Origin of the sequence: Stenotrophomonas sp. VV52 (genome assembly GCF_002893095.1) — a bacterium.
Classification (GTDB): domain Bacteria; phylum Pseudomonadota; class Gammaproteobacteria; order Xanthomonadales; family Xanthomonadaceae; genus Stenotrophomonas; species Stenotrophomonas aracearum.
Genome location: NZ_PKQQ01000002.1, coordinates 394073 through 411375 on the forward strand (window position 1 = coordinate 394073; position 17303 = coordinate 411375).

Here is a 17303-nt window from a genome sequence, read left to right on the forward strand (position 1 = left end):
CATGTATCAGCTCACCGAAGACCCTGATTTGATCTTGTGCCTCGCGACGGGGGCGACTATTCCTCGCGGGCACTACCTATGGCCAACGGAGTGGCTGCTCACCAACACGCCAGCGCCGATTCCGCCGCCGTACCTGCCAAACACCCCAGCCCATCACCGCGCCATCCGCGACGCGGCGTGGGCATGGATGGCAGCTGTAGTGCAGGAGCGCGGGTACGACAGTATCGAGAGCTGCTGCAGCTACGTGACCAGCGCCGTGCCGCGATACAAGGCAGAGGCGTTGGCGATGGTGGCGTGGCGCGATGCGGTGAACCAGACGCTGGAGCAGCTCGTCCTGAACCCGCCGGCCGGGGTCGATAGCTGGGAGGAAGTGCGCGCTCTTCTGCCGCAACCGGAGGCGTTTCCTTGGCCGGAAAAGGTCGATCTGCCGCTGGATGGTTCAGACGGCCCGATCCAACTGCCGCCGGCCTGACGCGCGCCTACGCCACCGGCTCCAGCAGCTGCTCGGTGTTGTTGCGCGGCGTGTTGACCGCGCGGCTGACCCGGTAGGCTTCCATCGCCGGCGGCGCGCTGGCCAGCAGCATGGCCATGGCGCCGTCGGCATCGGCCGTCATCCATTCCTCGGCCTGGTCCGGGTTGAGCCATACCGGCATGCGATCGTGGATATCGGCCGACACGCCGCTGCTGTCTCCGGTGATGACCGTGAAGGTGCCCAGGTTATCTTCGCCGAGCAGCTTGCTGGTGTCCTCCCATAGCCCGGCGGCCCATAGGGGCGTAGCCGCATGGATGAACCACGGGTCCTTCTTCCCGTCGTCCGGGTTGACCGACCACTCGTAGTAGCCGGCCATCGGGACCAGGCAGCGGCGCGCCTTGAACGCGCTGCGGAAAGCCGGCTTGGTGGCAACCGTCTCGATGCGGGCATTGATGGTCGAGCCCTGCAGGCCCTTCGCCTTCGCCCAGAACGGGAGCAGGCCCCAGGCCAGCCGCTGCGCCACCAGCCCTTCGCCACGGTCCAGCACCACCGCGGCGCGCTGCGTCGGCGCGAGGTTGTAGCTGGCGGGCAGGGACAGCAGGTCGCCTACCAGCTGGGGGAAGCCCAGGCTGGCGGCGTCTCGGATCGGGGTCTGGACGAATCGGCCGCACATGGCCAGACCATACTCCAGCCGACCTGGCCGGCCGTTGGCATGCCCTTCACCGGGTCGTTCTCATCGCCTGAGCCGGAGCAGGAGTAGGCTGCGGCCATGGACATCACTGACCCAAAGCCGACCCGGCCAGACCCCACGAAGATGGAGCCCACCCTGGGCCACCTGCTGCTCCCGCCGGACCCGCGCACACCGGAGGAAATAGCCGCTGCGTCGCGGAAGGAATCAGCGCGGCGCAAGGGCCGGGGGCGCGGGAAGTGGTGGGAGAAGGGCGCTCCGCAATGAAATCGGGCCTGCGTCGGATCAATGACTTACAGACCAAGACGCAGCTGCGAATGCGGAGCGGGTATACGGGCAAAACCCTTGTGGCAGTAGTGGCCTTCCGGAGACTTTTAATCTTTTGGTCGATGGTTCGAATCCATCACGGCCCACCAATTGCATCAACGACTTAGGCGCCCGATGGGCGCCTTTTTTGTGGGTTTGGATGAGAAGGGCAGGTAGCCAATGCGGCCAAGGCGGCATCGACACGATGTCCTGCGGCTTGGAGCTCGTAGCCAAAGACGGTGGTGGTTGAATGCGCCAGTGCGCGTTGATGGGTGATGGCAGCAACCAGGTCGCCAATCGCCAGGTCCCGCTTGCTTGCGGATGCGATGGGTGCCATGCGGGACGTTAGCGCAGAAGCCAGTATCTGCTGCGCGTGCGCAAGTCCGACCACCCTTTCGTATGGTGGCAGGACCGACGCCAGCTCAGCGCGGGACGTGAGCTGTGCCACCAGCGTTGCGGGATCCATTCAGTAGCTCCTTAGCGACGAAAGCGCACGAATGCGCGTTTGGCCAGATACAGCAGGTGGCCGGTGAGCCCCTGGTCCTGTGCTTTGCGCAGGGCGGTGTTCTCGGCATAGAGCGAGCGTATGTGGTCGTCCCGCTGCCGGATCAGGCTCTGAAGCTCACTGACATCAGCGCCATCAAGCACTCGGCCAGCGGCAATGCGTTCCGGCAACTGGCGCTTCACGTACAAGGTAGTGTGTCGGTCGGCAATCTCATCCTGCGGTCGGTCTCTTGTGTAGAAGTAAAGCGCAATCGACCGCCTGCTGCGATTTGCCTGGTCGGCTGGCAGCTGGATCGCGTTGAAGCCATGCCAGGAGCGTTCGGACGTTTCGAAGATGACGCAGCGGTTGAGCAGGGGAGAAATGGAAACCTCCGGGCGGGGCGATGCATGCGGGTCGGAAAACAACTCAAAGCAGCCACCCCACTGCGCGTCCCAGTCTCGATTTAGGTATACCAGCAGGTTCAATCGCCGGTGCCACCGCTCGCTGGGGTGGTAGTTGAAGTCCACGTGGGGATCCAGGCTCATTCCCGTGTGGTTCTCGTGGGTCCCGCCCCCGAGGTAAAACGGGTCGTACAGAAGGGCATCAATACCGGTGATCTTCGATAGAAGGTTGAGAAATTTCGGGGACTGGATTGCCTCATCCAACTGCCGAAACGCCGGCCCCAGCTCACGGATATTTTCAAGCGTGGACTTGCCGCCGGGAAGACCGTTGTCGCCCACATGGTTGCCCTGCTCAAACGCAGGAAACTCGGTGGACAGCCTTTCCGCAAACTCCTGTGCGAAGAAGTCGTCCATAACGATGTGCGGAAACGGCGCTGCGACACTGAAGCATTGGGCGAGCGAATCCGCGTTGGCAGTGATTTTCGGACTGAGGATGGTGGGCGCATTCAACTTGTTCATGGTTCACGGATCCGACTCTGTATGACGTGGTTGCCAATCTTCAAGAGCGGCTTCTCAACGCACTTGTGTACTGCCAGCGCCGTTATCCACGACGCAATGAACATGATGATGAGGAGCATCGTGTTGCCGGTGACTGTTCCAGTCACGTCCAAGCCTGATCCGAGACGGGAGACCAGAGACAGCACGAACAGATGGGTCAGATAGAGCGAGTAGGAGGCATCGCCAAGTTGCACCAGGACTTTTGGCGCAACAGCCTTTCCGTCAGCCTCCAACCTTGCTAGCCCCGCTATCAAAAGCGTTGCTGGGAGTCCGAACGCTAGCGTTCGTACTCCATCGGATTGACCATGCCCGGGAGCGTCCAACAGCAGAAATCCTGCGGCAATCATCCAGGCAATCCCCGAGGCTATTGCGGGTATCGCCAATACGCTCGGCAACCTTCGCCAGTGAAGCCCGACCAGCGCCCCTGCGATGAACTGGATGCTGAGAGGGCTGGTCAGTAGTGATATCCATGGGCCATGGGCTGGGACTGCCTGCAGAAAAAGGAGCACGAGTGCCCAGCCCAGGAGGGCCTTGTGAATTGCTGCTCGCGAACCGAATGCCAGACCGAGTGCGGCCATTGCGTAAAAGAAGATTTCGTAGCTCAGGGTCCATCCAACGGCAAGCAGCGGTCCGCCTGCTTGTGGAATCATGAGTAGCGAGTCAAGCAGGCTCTTGTTCTCGAACTTGCTGCTTAATGCGTTTGGATGAAGTGTGAGCACGGCGGCGATTGCCAGGGTGCACAGCCAGTACAGGGGCACAATTCGTACGGCGCGTCGACACAGGAACTGAACGGCGAACGTTGCGCTGCCAAATTTCCCTGCCGTTATCCTGGCTATGATGAAGCCAGAGATGACGAAGAAGACGTCAACGCCGGCGTACCCGTAGTGAGCAGGCCCGCCGAGCACGGAGACTCCGCCTCCATGCACGTCTTCGGCGTGTACCATGTGATAGATGACGACCGCGAGGGCTGCAGCGGCGCGCAGCATCTGAATGCCGCGCAGCGGGCGCGCGAGCCCCGCGCTGTTGGCGGAGGTTTGTGCAGGGCTTGTCTCTCCCTCATGTCGATGACTCATCCACTTTCTTCCGGAATCGCATGCCGCAGGTCACGCTGTGCTGCGGATGGTGGCGCTCGCGTGCAACGTCGGAAACGGGGGCTGACGCATCTGACTTCGCTGCAGAAGCTAAACCGGTGGCGGGCAGTGGTGCGTGGTTGAATGGCCGGAAGGGCATTTTTCCCGTGAGTTGGCGTAAATGCCCCATCCGTCTGGCGGGTGCGTCAGGTGCACGGGTGATGATGGACTTTCAGCCACGCAGGGCGTGGCTCTACCGGCGGGTATGACCGCTCGCCTTCCGTGCATCGGCTTTATACGCCGTCTCGGCGTCAATTGGCGCACACTGGCTTGGTCCGTTTTGACTGCAGTGGAGCTGCCATGAATCGTTTTGTCCTGATCGGCCTCGGTGCGCTTGCGCTGGCGGCCTGTAAGCCCGCCCCGACCGACCCGGTGGCGCCGGCGCCCGCTGCGCCGACCAATGAGTCGCCGAAGCCGGTGGCGACTACTGAAACGCCTAGCGCTGCGGCCGCTGGGCAAGGCCCGTCGTTCGATTGCGCGAAGGCCGCGTCCGATGCGGAGAAGGCGGTCTGCGGTGACGCCCGTCTGTCGGCGCTGGATCGCGAGCTGGCCGCGTTGTACAAGGCTGCGCAGACCGGTCCGGGCGAGCTGGACATTGCCGCCGAGCAGCGGGGCTGGATCAAGGGCCGTGATGCCTGCTGGCAGGCGGTAGATGCCAACCGGTGTCTGGTCGAGTCCTACCAGACCCGTATCGTGGAGCTGCGCCTGTCCTCGTCATCGGCGCCGGCCGCGAAGGCGGTGCAGTACACCTGTGACGATGCCAGCAAGCCTTTGTCGGTGGTATTCCACAACGAACTGGACCCGCAGGTTGCGGTGGTCCGGTTGGGGCGCGACCAGGCGATTACGTTTGCTGCGCCGTCCGCCAGTGGCGCTCGCTATACGCGCGAGGGCGTGGAGTTCTGGGAACACCAGGGCGAGGCGACGCTGGACTTCTACGGCACGCGGTTGAGCTGCAAGGTCGGGGGCTGAACCTTCACCGTGGAGCCGGGCAGAGCCCGGCTCTACGTCCGGAGCGCGCCACTCAGCGTACGCGGTGGTAACGCACTTCGTTTTGGCGATCGCCCACTTCGGTGGTGACGAAGCCGTCGCGGCTCTGGCTGATGTCGAAGACGCTGTTGCCGACGTTGAGCTGGCCGCCGTTGACCCAGCCGGACAGGTTCTGGCCGCGGGCCTGCGCGCTCATGCGGCCATCGGATTCGATCCGCATGCGGATGTCGGCGTTGTACATCGGGTTGTAGCCTTCGAATTCCCCGACCATCCACTGCGGCACGTAGGAGTTGTGGCGTGCGCCCTGGTAGTTGTCGTCGTCGTAGCGCTGGTCGTCCTTGTTGGCGTTGTGCACCAGTGCACCGAGGATCGCGGCGCCAATCAGTACGCCAGCGGCCACCTTGGCATCGTGGTTGCCGTCGTCGTGGTCATTATGCCGGTCGTTGTTGCTGACCCGGAACGAGGCGCGGCAGCCGTCGTCGACCCATACATTGCGGCGGTCGTAATCCCAGCTGCGGCCCTGGCGGCAGTCGGCGCCGGAGAGCTTGCGGTCCAGGGTCACATAGCCGGCATACGGCAATGAACAGGACTGATAGCGGTTGTCGCGGCTTTCGCAGGTGACGAAGTCGTCGGCGCGCGCGTCAGTGAGGGTGGCCAGCAACAACAAGGGAGTGCCCAGCAGCAATCGGGTCTGCATGTTCGGGGAGTCCGGCAAGGGTGGCGGGTGGCATGGTGTCACCGCCACGATGCGCAGCCCTTGATGAAATCCTGATGAAACCGCCTCAGGCGGCGCGGTCGACCTCGTGGTCGCCGAAGCAGGCGCGGATGGCGTCCAGCAGTTCGCTCATGGTGTACGGCTTGGGCAGGAAGTGGATGCCCGGGGCCAGCTGCGGGGTGACCCGGTCCGGCTGCAGGCCGGAGGTGACCAGCACCGGCAGGCTGGGGAACTGCTGGCGGATGCGGTGGGCGGCCTCGATGCCGCTCAGGCCGCCCAGGCAAACGTCGGTGAACACCAGGTCGAAGCGCTCGCCGGCCTGGAGCAGGCCGAGTGCGGCTTCGGCGGTGCTGACCGCGGCCACTTCGCAGGCTTGGCTTTCCAGCGCCATGCGGCTCAGTTCGCGGGTGTCTTCGGTGTCTTCGATCAACAGCACGCGCGGTTCTACATGGCGCTTGGACAACAGCATGACGCGGATTTCCCTGGCAGGACGGGTGGAGTGGCGCGGCAGTATGGGGAGGCGAAGGTGAGCGGGCCGTGCAAATGGTGTTGCGCATTCGTGGCGTTGTTGCCAACCGGTCAGGTAGGCCACGTTACAGTCGCTTTCTGACCCCGAATGGAGCCAAAACCGATGCAATGCCCCGTCTGTACGACCCAAGCGCTGGTGATGTCCGAGCGCCAGGGCATCGAAATCGATTACTGCCCGCAATGCCGGGGCGTGTGGCTGGACCGCGGTGAGCTGGACAAGATCATCGAGCGCTCGGTGGGTGCCGCTGCACCGGCGCCGGCTCGTGCGGCCGCGCCGCCGCCGCAGCAGGAATACGTGCAGCATCGCGATACCCGCCACCTGGGCCAGCAGCACCATGGCGATGGCCATGGGTATCGCAAGAAGAAGAAAGAGAGCTTCCTGTCGGACCTGTTCGATTTCTGACCGCTGCGGCGGTGTCCGCGCCGGTCCCGCTCAGGGCCGGCACAGGATGAATTCCAGGTCGCGGCTGTCGCCCACCGGGAATTCATAGGTGCCTACCTGCTGGCATCCATAGCGTGCGTAGAAGCGCTGCGCGCCGTAGTTTTCCGACCAGACGCCGACCCACAGGGTGCGCCGCTGCGGCTGGTCCAACCATGCCAGGAAGGATTCCATCAAGCGGGCGCCGTGGCCGCCGCTTTGATGGCTGGCCAGGACGTATAACCGTTTTAGTTCGATGTCGCCTTCCTGCGCGTCTGCGTGCGGAAGGGTGTTGGGGCCTGCGGCGAGGTAGCCGATGGGGTGGGCGTCGTCGAACAGCAGCCATGCGGCGCTGCGTGGGTCTTCGAGTTCCCGACGTTGCGGTTCGGGGGAGTAGTGCGCGTGCAGGAACGCCGAGAGATCCTCCGGCGGGTAGGAGTCGCCGAAGGTTTCGGTGTAGGTGGTGATGGCGAGTGCGGAGAGCAGATCGGCGTCAGCGGGGATTGCACGGCGGATGTGCGGCGTCATGGAGGTGGAATTGAAGCGCGGTGCCGCAGCTTACGCCGATCTGGCACCGCGAAGCCACGCAGGGCGTGTCTCTACCGACGTTCTGCCTCAGAACCAGAGGCGGACGCCGGCTACCCAGCGGGTATCTCGGGTGTGTTCGCCTGCGGCCTGGTGGTAGTCCGCCGTGTCGCCGAACAGGCGTTCGTGGGTGATGCCGATGTACGGCGCGAAGCGGCGGCTGAACTCGTAGCGCAGGCGCAGGCCGGCCTCTACCTTGTTCAGGCCCGTGCCTATGCCGTGCTCCGGTTCGTCCTTGGCGGCGAGGGTGGCTTCCACCAGCGGCTGCAGGATCAGGCGGTTGGTGAGCAGCAGTTCGTATTCGACCTCCAGGGTGGCCGCCAGCTGGCCGCCGTCGCCGGCGTAGGCGGTGGCGGAGGTTTCGAACTTGTACGGGGCCAGGCCCTGGATGCCGAGTGCGGCCCAGGTTCGGGACTCGGCCGGACGGAGATCCTGCTTCACGCCTACCAGTACGTCCCACCATGGCGACACACTGCGCCCGTACAGCACTTCCAGGTCAGACGATTCGGTGCGACCGCCGCTGCGTTCGCCTTCGCTGCGCAGCCACAGGCGGTTGATGTTGCCGCCGACCCAGCCGCTGGCTTCCCATGCCTGGCCGCTGCCGTGCTGGCCGTCCCAGTGTTCCAGGCGGTTGACCAGCAGCAGGCTGTGGATCTCCGGTGCGTGTTCCATCGCGCCGTGGTCAATGGGCGGGAACGCGGCGGCGCGATCGGCGTCGGTGACGGCCGGAATGGGTTCGCGCGGCGTGGAGGGGGCAACCGCGTGACCCATGGCGGCATGGTCCATTTTTGAATGGTCCATTGTCGAATGATCGACCGGTGCCTGCGTATCCTGCGATGCAGCTTCGCCATGGTTGTGCGTTTGCGCCCATGCCGGCGCTGCCAGCGCAACCAGCAGCGCAGCGCTCAGCACCTGCGGGGTGAGGAATCGAATCGTGCTCATTCTTCAATCCTCACTTCGCGCATCATGCCCGCTTCCATGTGGTACAGCAGGTGGCAGTGGTAGGCCCAGCGGCCGAGTGCGTCGGCGCGCACGCGGTAGCTGCGGCGGGTGCCGGGTGGCATGTCGATGGTGTGTTTGCGCAGGTGGAAGTCGCCCTGCGCATTCTCCAGGTCGCTCCACACCCCGTGCAGGTGGATGGGGTGCTGCATCATGGTGTCGTTGACCAGCACGATGCGCATGCGCTCACCGTAGTTCAGGCGCAGCGGTTCGGCGCTGGCGAAGGGAATACCGTCGAACGACCAGCTGAACTTTTCCATGTGCCCGGTGAGGTGCAGTTCCACTTCGCGCGACGGTTCGCGACCGTCGGGATCCTCGAAAAGGCTGCGCATGGCGCCGTAGGTCAGCACCTGGCGGCCGTTGTCGCGCAGCCCGATGCCGGGGTCGTCCAGCTTGGGCTCGGTGGCCATGCTCTGCATGTCGACCAGGGGGTTGCCGTTCTCGCTGGGCGCGTGGCGCGGCGCCTTGCTGCTACCCTGCGCGCTGCCGTGGCCGGCGTGGCCCATGTTCGCGCCGCAGCCGCCTTCCATGCCTTTCATGTCGTGGCCCATGTCGTGGCCCATGTCGCTCATCGTCAGCAGCGGGCGCGGGTCGCGCGCGGGGATCGGCGCCTGCAGGCCGTGGCGCACGGCCAGGGTGCCGGCGGCGTAGCCGGTGCGGCCCATGTCCTGGCAGAAAAGGGTGAAGGCATCCTGGCCGGTCGGTTCTACGATCACGTCGAAGGTCTCGGCCGGTGCGATGCGGAATTCGTCGATGCTGACCGGGTGGATGTACTGCCCGTCGGCGGCGACCACGGTCATCTTCAGGCCGGGAATGCGCACGTCGAAGTAGGTCATCGAGCCGCCGTTGATGAAGCGCAGCAGGACCTTTTCGCCGCTGCGGAACAGCCCGGTCCAGTTGCCCGCCGGCGTGGTGCCGTTGAGCAGGTAGGTGTAGGTGTGCGCGTTGATGTCGGAGATGTCGGTCGGCGTCATCCGCATCCGGCCCCACATGCCACGGTCGGCGGCGGCGGCGGACCAGCCGTCGCGGCGCACGTCGCGCAGGAAGTCGGGCAGGGTGCGCTTGTAGTAGTTGTCGTGCTCGGCCAGCTTCTTCATGCGCCGGAACAGCGCGCCGGGGTCCATGTCGGTCCAGTCCGAGAGCAGGATCACGTGTTCACGGTCGTACCGGTACGGCGCCGGCTGAAGCGGGTCGATGATCAGGGCGCCGTACAGCCCGGCCTGTTCCTGGAACATGGAATGGCTGTGATACCAGTAGGTGCCGGACTGCTTCAGCGTGAAGCGGTACTGGTAGGCCTCGCCCGGGGCGATGCCGTTGAAGCTCAGGCCCGGCACGCCGTCCATGTTGGCCGGCAGCAGGATGCCGTGCCAGTGGATCGAGGTCGGGTGGCCCTGCAGCGTGTTGGCCACGCGCACGTTGACGGTGTCGCCTTCGCGCCAGCGCAGGATCGGCGCCGGCAGGCTGCCGTTGACGGTGATCGCCGGACGGGTGCGCCCGGTGAAATTGGCCAGCGATTCACCAATGCTGAGCTGGAACTGCTCGCCGGTGAGGACCTGCGGGGCGGTGGCCACGCGTGGGCCGGCATTGGCCAGCGCACGCGACGGCAGGGCGGCACCGGCCAGGCCGGCGACCACGCCGCCAGCGGCCAGGCCCTGCACGAACAGGCGCCGTGACGGCAGCGGCGGGGCGCCCGCGCCGGGGAAAGAGGGGTGGGACATTGCAACTCCGGATCCAAAGGGCACGCACAGGTGCCGACAGGACGCGCGTGCATCAGCACGGCATCGCGTTACGCAGGCGTTCGTGGTGAACGCGCGCTCAGGCGATGGGAGGGCGGGTGATCCGGTCCAGCGGCAGGCTGGGCAGGCGGGCGGACGCGACCGGCAACGGCGCCTGGAACAACGGCGGTGGGATCGGAAGCCACGCGATCTGCGCGGTCAGGCTGGGCTGCTGGGCGCAGTTGCGCAGGCAGTCCTTGATCTTGCAGTGTTCGCTGTCTTCCGGGCCGTGGTGGTCTGTCCCGGTGGGGGCGGTGGGCACGGCTGCGTGGCCTTCGCCATGGCAGGGCGGCGCGGCGGCCTGCGGTGCTGCGGGCGCTTGTGCCATTTCCAGCACCATGGGCCCGGCCATGGCCGCGTTCAGCCCGTTGAGCAACAGGCTGAGCATCAAGACCACGCGCAGGAGCAGGCCACCGGCAGACATGGGCGCCACCTTACCGGCAACGCGGTGCGTGCGCACCCCTGCCTGAACGGCCGGTTCAAGTCTGGACGTGGGTCTGGCAGGGCGCAGCGGCATCAGCCCTCTTCGCGGACGATTTCTACCAGCCGCTCGCCGTAACGGGACAGCTTGGTGCCGCCGATGCCGCCGACCCGTCCCAGCGCGTCGATGCTGGTGGGGCGTTGTTCGGCGATGTTGCGCAGGGTGCTGTCGTGGAAGATCACGAAGGCCGGCACGTTCTGCTCGCGGGCCAGCTCGGCGCGCAGTCCGCGCAATGCGTTGAACAGGGCCAGGTCCTGCGGCAGCACGGACAGCCCGGTGCGCTGGCCGCTGCGCTCGCGCTCGCGGGTCTTGGGGCTTTCGCGGCGCATCATCACCTTGCGCTGTCCCTTCAGCACCTGGCGGCTGCCGTCGGTGAGGCGCAGGCCGCCGTAGGCGTCGCTGTCCACTTCCAGCAGGCCGGCCGCGACCAGCTGGCGGAACACGCTGCGCCAGGTGCGCGAATCGAGGTCCTTGCCGATGCCGTAAGTGCTCAGTTCGGTGTGCCCGAACTGGCGGATCTTGTCGTTCTCGCCGCCGCGCAGGATGTCGATCAGGTGGCCCACGCCGAAGCGCTGGCCGCTGCGGTAGACGCAGCTCAGTGCCTTCTGCGCGGCCACGCTTGCATCCCAGGCGTCCGGTGGCTGCAGGCAGTTGTCGCAGTTGCCGCAGGGCTGTGGGTAGGTCTCACCGAACCCGGCCAGCAGTACCTGGCGCCGGCACTGCATGGATTCGCAGTAGCCCAGCAGGTGGTCGAGCTTGGAGCGCTCCAGCGCCTTGCGCTCTTCGCCGGCTTCGGACTGCTCGATCATCTGCTTGAGCAGCACCACGTCGCCCAGCCCGTAGCAGAGCCAGGCCTCGGCCGGCTCACCGTCGCGGCCGGCGCGGCCGGTTTCCTGGTAGTAGCCTTCCATCGACTTGGGCAGGTCGGTGTGCGCGACGAAGCGCACGTCGGGTTTGTCGATGCCCATGCCGAAGGCGATGGTCGCGCACATGACGATGCCGTCCTCGCGCAGGAAGCGGCGCTGGTTGGCGGCGCGCACCTCGGCCGGCAGCCCTGCGTGGTAGGGCAGGGCGTTCATGCCCTCTTTGCAGAGGAATTCAGCGGTTTCCTCGACCTTGCGCCGCGACATGCAGTACACGATGCCGGCTTCGTCGCGGTGCCCACGCAGGAAGTCCAGCAGCTGGCGCTTGGCGTTGTCCTTCTGGACCACGGTGTAGCGGATGTTGGGACGGTCGAACGAGCTGACGAAGTGCTGGGCGTTGGTCAGGTCCAGTCGTTCGGCGATTTCACGCTGGGTCGGCGGGTCGGCGGTGGCGGTCAGCGCGATGCGCGGCACGTCCGGCCAACGCTCGTGGAGCACGGTGAGCTGGCGGTATTCGGGGCGGAAATCGTGGCCCCACTGCGAGACGCAATGCGCTTCGTCGATCGCGAACAGGGCGATCCGGCTGCGCGCCAGCAGCGACAGGAAGCGGCCGGTCAGCAGCCGCTCGGGCGCGACGTACAGCAGTTCCAGTTCCCCGGCGGCCAGTTCGCGCTCGACCCGAGCGGCGGTTTCGGCGTCCAGGGTCGAATTCAGGTACTCGGCACGCACGCCGAGCTGGCGCAGGGCTTCGACCTGGTCCTGCATCAGCGCGATCAGCGGCGAAATGACGATGCCGGTGCCGTCGCGCAGCAGGGAAGGGACCTGGTAGCACAGCGACTTGCCGCCGCCGGTGGGCATCAGGACAAGCGCGTCGTTACCGGCCGCGACATGCTCGACGATCGCCTGCTGCGGACCGCGGAAATCGTCGTAGCCAAAGATGCGGTGCAGCAGTTCGTGCGCGGGGCGGGAAGACATCGCGCTAGTTTAGCGCGCCGAGGCCGCCGATCCCGTAGGAATTCGCCGCGAGGCGGTGCGGGGGACCCCGTAGTGCCGGCCGCCGGCCGGCTCCAGGCGATGCCGGGCACCGCGTGGAGCCGGCCAGCGGCCGGCACTACCAGGGGGCCGATCAGGCCAGCAGGGACCGCAACATCCAGGCGTACTTCTCGTGGGTCTGCAGGCGCTGGGTCATCAGGTCTTCGGTCGGGGCGTCGTCGGCGTCGTCGGCCACGTCCAGCACCTTGCGGGCGGTCCGGCACACGGCCTCGTTGGCAACCACCAACTGGCGTACCATTTCACGCCAGTCGGCGCTGTTGGTCAGGCCCGGTTCCTCGGCGATCGAGGTCAGGGCGGCGAACTCGCGGTACGAGCCGGGGGCGTTGAAGCCCAGGGCGCGGATGCGCTCGGCCACGTCGTCCAGGGCCGCCCACTGCTCGGTGTACTGGGTTTCGAACATGACATGCAGCGAGTTGAACATCGAGCCGGTCACGTTCCAATGGAAATTGTGGGTCTTCAGGTAGAGCGTGAACGCGTCCGCCTGGAAGGCCGCCAGCCCGTCGGCAATCTTCTTGCGATCGCCCACCTTGATCCCGATATCGATGTTCGGGGCCGAGGGCGCCGCCGGCAGGGACGCGGCCGAGGCAGCCAGCTTCTGTTTGGTGGCCTTGGGCTTGGCCGGGGACTTGGTCTTCGCCATGGGGGAGTTCCTCTTCGTGGAGTGGATGGTCTTCACAATAGATCAGACTAACCTTCAGTAGTACTCATACGTATTAAACGATTCGATTGATGACAGCTATCAAACAACCTGCCGCTTCGTCCTTCTCTTCGCAGCAGGCCGCCATTGACGGGGCCATGAGCCGGGACCGCGGTCGTCTGCTCGGCCTGCTCTCGCGCCTGCGCGCCAAGCCGGCCGATGCGGGCGTTGCGGCGGCCTTCGAACAGGCGCTGCAGGCCTCGGTACAGCGGCGCCAGGCGCGGGCGCAGAACCTGCCATCGATCACTCTGGACGACAGCCTGCCGATTGCGCGTGAAGCCGAGCGCATCACCGCGCTGATCCGCGACCACCAGGTGGTGGTGATCGCCGGCGAAACGGGCTCGGGCAAGACCACCCAGCTGCCCAAGCTGTGCCTGGCCGCAGGGCGCGGCGTGGCCGGCATGATCGGCTGCACCCAGCCGCGACGGATTGCCGCACGTGCGGTAGCCACGCGCGTGGCGCAGGAACTGCATTCCGAGCTGGGTACCACCGTCGGCTACCAGGTGCGCTTCACCGACCGGGTCGGCGATGACACCCGCATCAAGTTCATGACCGACGGCATCCTGCTGGCAGAAATCAGCAGCGACCGCTGGTTGTCGCAGTACGACACGCTGATCGTCGACGAAGCGCACGAACGCAGCCTCAACATCGACTTCCTGCTGGGCTACCTCAAGCAGCTGCTGCGCAAGCGCCCGGGCCTCAAGCTGATCGTCACCTCGGCGACCATCGACACTTCGCGCTTCGCCCAGCATTTCGACGATGCTCCGGTGATCAGCGTGGAAGGCCGCACCTTCCCGGTGGAAGTGCGCTACCGCCCGCTGGAAGGCGAGGGCGGCGGTGATGCGGACGGCGGCCGCGACGGCGAACGCACGGTCAACGATGCGGTGGTGGCCGCGGTGGACGAGATCACCCGCAGCGATCCGCGCGGTGACATCCTGCTGTTCTTCCCGGGCGAACGCGAGATCCGCGACGCGCACCAGGCGCTGGAGCGACGCAAGTACCGCGAAACCGACGTGCTGCCGCTGTATGCGCGGTTGTCGGTGAAGGACCAGGACGAAGTCTTCAACCCGGGCAGCAGGCGCCGTATCGTGCTGGCCACCAACGTGGCCGAAACCTCGCTCACGGTGCCGCGCATCCGCTACGTGATCGACCCCGGCCTGGCCCGGGTCAAGCGCTACAGCCCGCGCCAGAAGCTGGACCGCCTGCATATCGAGGACATCTCGCAGGCCAGCGCCAACCAGCGCAAGGGCCGCTGCGGGCGCGTGTCCGAAGGCATCTGTTACCGCCTGTACTCGGAAGCGGACTTCCAGTCGCGCGCCGAATTCACCGATCCGGAAATCCGCCGCTCCAGCCTGTCCGGGGTGATCCTGCGCATGCTGCAGCTGGGCCTGGGCCGGATCGAGGACTTCCCGTTCCTGGAGGCGCCGGATGAGCGCGCCATCGCCGACGGCTGGCAGCAGCTCGGCGAACTGGGCGCGGTGGATGCCGAGCGCCGGCTGACCCCGATCGGGCGGCAGATGGCGCGGCTGCCGGTGGACGTCAAGCTGGCGCGCATGCTGGTGGCCGCGCAGGCGCAGGGCTGCCTGCGGCCGATGCTGGTGATCGCCTCGTTCCTGGGCATCCAGGACCCGCGCGAGCGGCCGCCCGAGGCCCGCACCGCCGCCGACAACGCGCATGCGCTGTTCGCCGACGGGCGCTCCGAATTCGTCGGCGTGCTGCGCCTGTGGGAAGGCTATCGCAAGGCCCACGAAGACCTTACCCAGTCCAAGCTGCGCGGCTGGTGCGAGCGCCATTTCCTCGGCTTCCTGCGCATGCGCGAATGGCGCGAGCTGCATCGCCAGCTGCGCGTGCTGTGCGAGGAGCTGGGCTGGAACGAAGAGCCGGTGGACAGCGCGATGGCGCCGCTGCTGGCCGGTTCGTCGGCGCCGGCCCCGGTACGCGATGACGCGGCCAAGGCCAAGGCCACCCGCGGCCAGCAGCACCGCGCCGCGCGGCTGGCTCGTGAGGGCAAGAGTGAAACGCCGCCCGTCGCTGCGCCCGCCGCTGCGCCAGCACCGGCCGAAGATGCCCGTTCCGGTTTCAGCGAACGCGTGCGCGCCAACGCTTACCAGACGCTGCACCGCGCGTTGATCGCCGGCCTGCCCACCCAGGTCGGCCACCGCAGCGACAAGGGCGATTTCCTGGCCCCGCGCCAGCGACGTTTCCTGCCGTTCCCGGGCTCGGTGATGGCCAAGCGCCCGCCGCCGTGGCTGCTGGCCGCGACCCTGCTGGACACGCAGAAGGTGTGGGGCCTGACCAACGCCGCGATCGAGCCGGACTGGGTCATTGCCGAACTGCCGCACCTGCTGCTGCGCAAGCATTTCGACCCGCACTGGTCGCGCGCGCAGGGCCAGGTGCTGGCCTCGGAACAGATCAGCCTGTTCGGGCTGGTGCTCGCCCCGAAGAAGCCGGTGCATTACGGCCGCATCGCCCCGGGCGAAGCGCACGACATCTTCGTGCGCCAGGCGCTGGTGAGCGGTGAGATCAACACCCGCGCCAGCGTCATCGCCGACAACCTGAAGGTGCTGGAACAGGCGCGCGAGGAAGAGGCCAAGCTGCGCCGCGCCGGTATCGTCGCCGATGAAGACTGGCAGGCCCGCTGGTACCTGGACCGGATTCCGGCCGAGATCCACTCGGCCACCGGCCTGGATGCGTGGTGGAAGGGCCTGGCCCCGGAAAAACGGCGCGCGCTGGCCTGGTCGCTGGGCGATCTTCTGCCCGGCGAGGGCAGCGATGCCGAGCGGTATCCGAAGTACCTGCCGCTGGGCGACGCGCGGCTGGCGCTGCATTACCGCTTCGAGCCGGGTAGCGAGGATGACGGCGTCAGCCTGGACGTGCCGCTGCACCTGCTCAACGCGCTGGACCCGGCACGGCTGTCGTGGCTGGCGCCGGGCTTCGTGGCCGACAAGGCGTCGGCGCTGATCCGCAGCCTGCCCAAGGCGATGCGGCGCAACTACGTGCCGGCGCCGGACTTCGGCCGTGCCTTCGCCGAGGCGTTCCCGGCGCCGACTGCGGACGACCTGCGTGGTGAGCTGGCGCGCTTCCTGTCGCGCGCGACCGGCGCGCAGGTGAGTGCGCTGGACTTCGACGAAACCGCGCTGGACGCGCACCTGCGCATGAACCTGCGCCTGCACGATGCGCAGGGCAAGCTGCTGGCCGCCTCCCGCGACCTGGACGCGCTGCGCGCGCGCTTCGGCGAGCAGGCCGGCGATGCGTTCGCGCAGCGCGCCGGGCGCGCACTCGCCGCCGAAGGGCTGCGCGAGTTCCCGGCCGCCGCGATCCCGCTGCAGGTGCCCGGCGAAGCCGGCGTGCCGGCCTATCCGGCGCTGGTGGATGCGGGCGAGACCGCCTCGCTCCGGATCTTCGCCGACCGCAATGAAGCGCTGGAACAGCATCCACGCGGCGTGCGCCGCCTGCTGGAGATCGCGCTGGCTGACAAGGCCAAGCAGGCGCGCAAGCAGCTGCCGGTGCCGCCCAAGACCGGGCTGCTGTATGCGGCGATCGAATCGCAGGAACGCCTGCGCGGCGACCTGGTCGATGCAGCGATGAATGCCGTGCTGGCCGAGGGCCTGGGCGAGCTCCGCGATCCGGGTGCGTTCGCCAAACGGCGCGACGCCGCCGGCCGCGAACTGTTCGGCGAGGCGATGGCGCGGTTGAAGCTGGCCGAGAACATCCTGGCCCATGTGGCCGAACTCAAGCCACTGCTGGAAGCGCCGTTGATGGGCTGGGCGCGTGGCAACCTGGACGACCTGGAGCAGCAGCTCGCCGCGCTGGTCCATCCCGGATTCCTGCGCGACACCCCGGCCGATGCGCTGGCCCAGTACCCGCGCTACCTGCGCGCGATGATCCTGCGCAGCGAACGTGCCAAGCGCGATCCGCCGCGCGACCAGGCGCGGATGCTGGAGCTGCGGCCGTTCCTGGACGCGCTGGACGAGGCGCAGGCACGTGGCCTGCGCGAGCGCCCGCAGTGGCAGGCGCTGCGCTGGGACCTGGAAGAGCTGCGGGTGTCGTTGTTCGCCCAGGAGCTCGGCGCGAAAACCGGCATCTCTGCCAAGAAACTGGCCCAGCGCGTGGCGGCGCTGCGCCAGGCGTAACGGCAACAGCTACCCCGCGCCGGCGTGGCG

The 17303-nt window shown here is 66.8% G+C and carries 15 protein-coding genes; 4 read left to right on the forward strand and 11 right to left on the reverse strand.

Annotated features, from left to right (window positions below):
• Window position 1 precedes the first annotated feature (1 nt).
• Entirely contained in the window at window positions 2–472 is a 471-nt protein-coding gene (locus C2U58_RS07875; protein ID WP_102945324.1) for a hypothetical protein, read from the forward strand.
• A 7-nt stretch (window positions 473–479) separates the two neighbouring features.
• Here C2U58_RS07875 and C2U58_RS07880 read toward each other — a convergent pair whose 3' ends face one another.
• The 3 genes from C2U58_RS07880 to C2U58_RS07895 form a co-directional block, all read right to left on the reverse strand.
• A complete protein-coding gene (locus tag C2U58_RS07880; RefSeq protein ID WP_102945325.1) occupies window positions 480–1145 on the reverse strand; it encodes an SOS response-associated peptidase in 666 nt (221 codons plus the stop codon).
• A 798-nt stretch (window positions 1146–1943) separates the two neighbouring features.
• Window positions 1944–2870 carry a 2OG-Fe(II) oxygenase gene (locus tag C2U58_RS07890; RefSeq protein WP_102945326.1) on the reverse strand — a complete coding sequence of 309 codons (927 nt, stop codon included), beginning with the start codon at window positions 2868–2870 and terminating at the stop codon, window positions 1944–1946.
• Entirely contained in the window at window positions 2867–3895 is a 1029-nt protein-coding gene (locus tag C2U58_RS07895) for an acyltransferase (protein WP_253256683.1), read from the reverse strand. Before C2U58_RS07895 ends, C2U58_RS07890 begins: the two co-directional genes overlap by 4 nt.
• A 444-nt stretch (window positions 3896–4339) precedes the next feature.
• On the opposite strand from C2U58_RS07895, the gene C2U58_RS07900 reads away from it, so the two are divergent.
• On the forward strand, window positions 4340–5008 hold the full coding sequence (locus tag C2U58_RS07900) for an MliC family protein (RefSeq protein WP_102945328.1): 669 nt from the start codon (window positions 4340–4342) through the stop codon (window positions 5006–5008).
• Between the two features lie 52 nt (window positions 5009–5060).
• On the opposite strand, the gene C2U58_RS07905 is transcribed toward C2U58_RS07900, so the two are convergent.
• Window positions 5061–5723 (reverse strand): DUF3011 domain-containing protein, encoded by a 663-nt coding sequence (locus C2U58_RS07905; protein ID WP_102945329.1) that lies wholly within the window; start codon window positions 5721–5723, stop codon window positions 5061–5063.
• Window positions 5724–5808: 85 nt separating this feature from the next.
• Window positions 5809–6210: a response regulator gene (locus tag C2U58_RS07910; protein ID WP_102945330.1), complete on the reverse strand. Its 402-nt coding sequence runs from the start codon at window positions 6208–6210 to the stop codon at window positions 5809–5811.
• A gap of 162 nt (window positions 6211–6372) precedes the next feature.
• Here C2U58_RS07910 and C2U58_RS07915 point away from each other — a divergent pair, with 162 nt between their 5' ends.
• Window positions 6373–6672, forward strand: coding sequence for a zf-TFIIB domain-containing protein (locus C2U58_RS07915; RefSeq protein ID WP_102945331.1), 300 nt, complete (start codon window positions 6373–6375; stop codon window positions 6670–6672).
• Between the two features lie 30 nt (window positions 6673–6702).
• Here the strand turns inward: C2U58_RS07915 and C2U58_RS07920 are convergent, their stop codons facing one another.
• The 6 genes from C2U58_RS07920 to C2U58_RS07945 form a co-directional block, all read right to left on the reverse strand.
• Window positions 6703–7215: a GNAT family N-acetyltransferase gene (locus C2U58_RS07920; protein WP_102945332.1), complete on the reverse strand. Its 513-nt coding sequence runs from the start codon at window positions 7213–7215 to the stop codon at window positions 6703–6705.
• Window positions 7216–7302: 87 nt separating this feature from the next.
• Entirely contained in the window at window positions 7303–8214 is a 912-nt protein-coding gene (locus tag C2U58_RS07925; protein ID WP_102945333.1) for a copper resistance protein B, read from the reverse strand.
• A complete protein-coding gene (locus C2U58_RS07930) occupies window positions 8211–9989 on the reverse strand; it encodes a copper resistance system multicopper oxidase (RefSeq protein WP_102945334.1) in 1779 nt (592 codons plus the stop codon). The genes C2U58_RS07925 and C2U58_RS07930 overlap by 4 nt, the downstream gene beginning before the upstream one ends.
• 97 nt (window positions 9990–10086) lie before the next feature.
• Window positions 10087–10470, reverse strand: a complete 384-nt coding sequence (locus tag C2U58_RS07935) for a CopL family metal-binding regulatory protein (protein ID WP_102945335.1) — start codon at window positions 10468–10470, stop codon at window positions 10087–10089.
• 92 nt (window positions 10471–10562) lie between these two features.
• Window positions 10563–12365, reverse strand: a complete 1803-nt coding sequence (gene recQ, locus C2U58_RS07940; protein ID WP_102945336.1) for a DNA helicase RecQ — start codon at window positions 12363–12365, stop codon at window positions 10563–10565.
• Window positions 12366–12516: 151 nt separating this feature from the next.
• Window positions 12517–13083, reverse strand: coding sequence for a Dps family protein (locus C2U58_RS07945; protein WP_102945337.1), 567 nt, complete (start codon window positions 13081–13083; stop codon window positions 12517–12519).
• 89 nt (window positions 13084–13172) lie between these two features.
• On the opposite strand from C2U58_RS07945, the gene hrpA reads away from it, so the two are divergent.
• Entirely contained in the window at window positions 13173–17273 is a 4101-nt protein-coding gene (gene hrpA, locus C2U58_RS07950; RefSeq protein WP_102945338.1) for an ATP-dependent RNA helicase HrpA, read from the forward strand.
• Window positions 17274–17303: the final 30 nt, after the last annotated feature.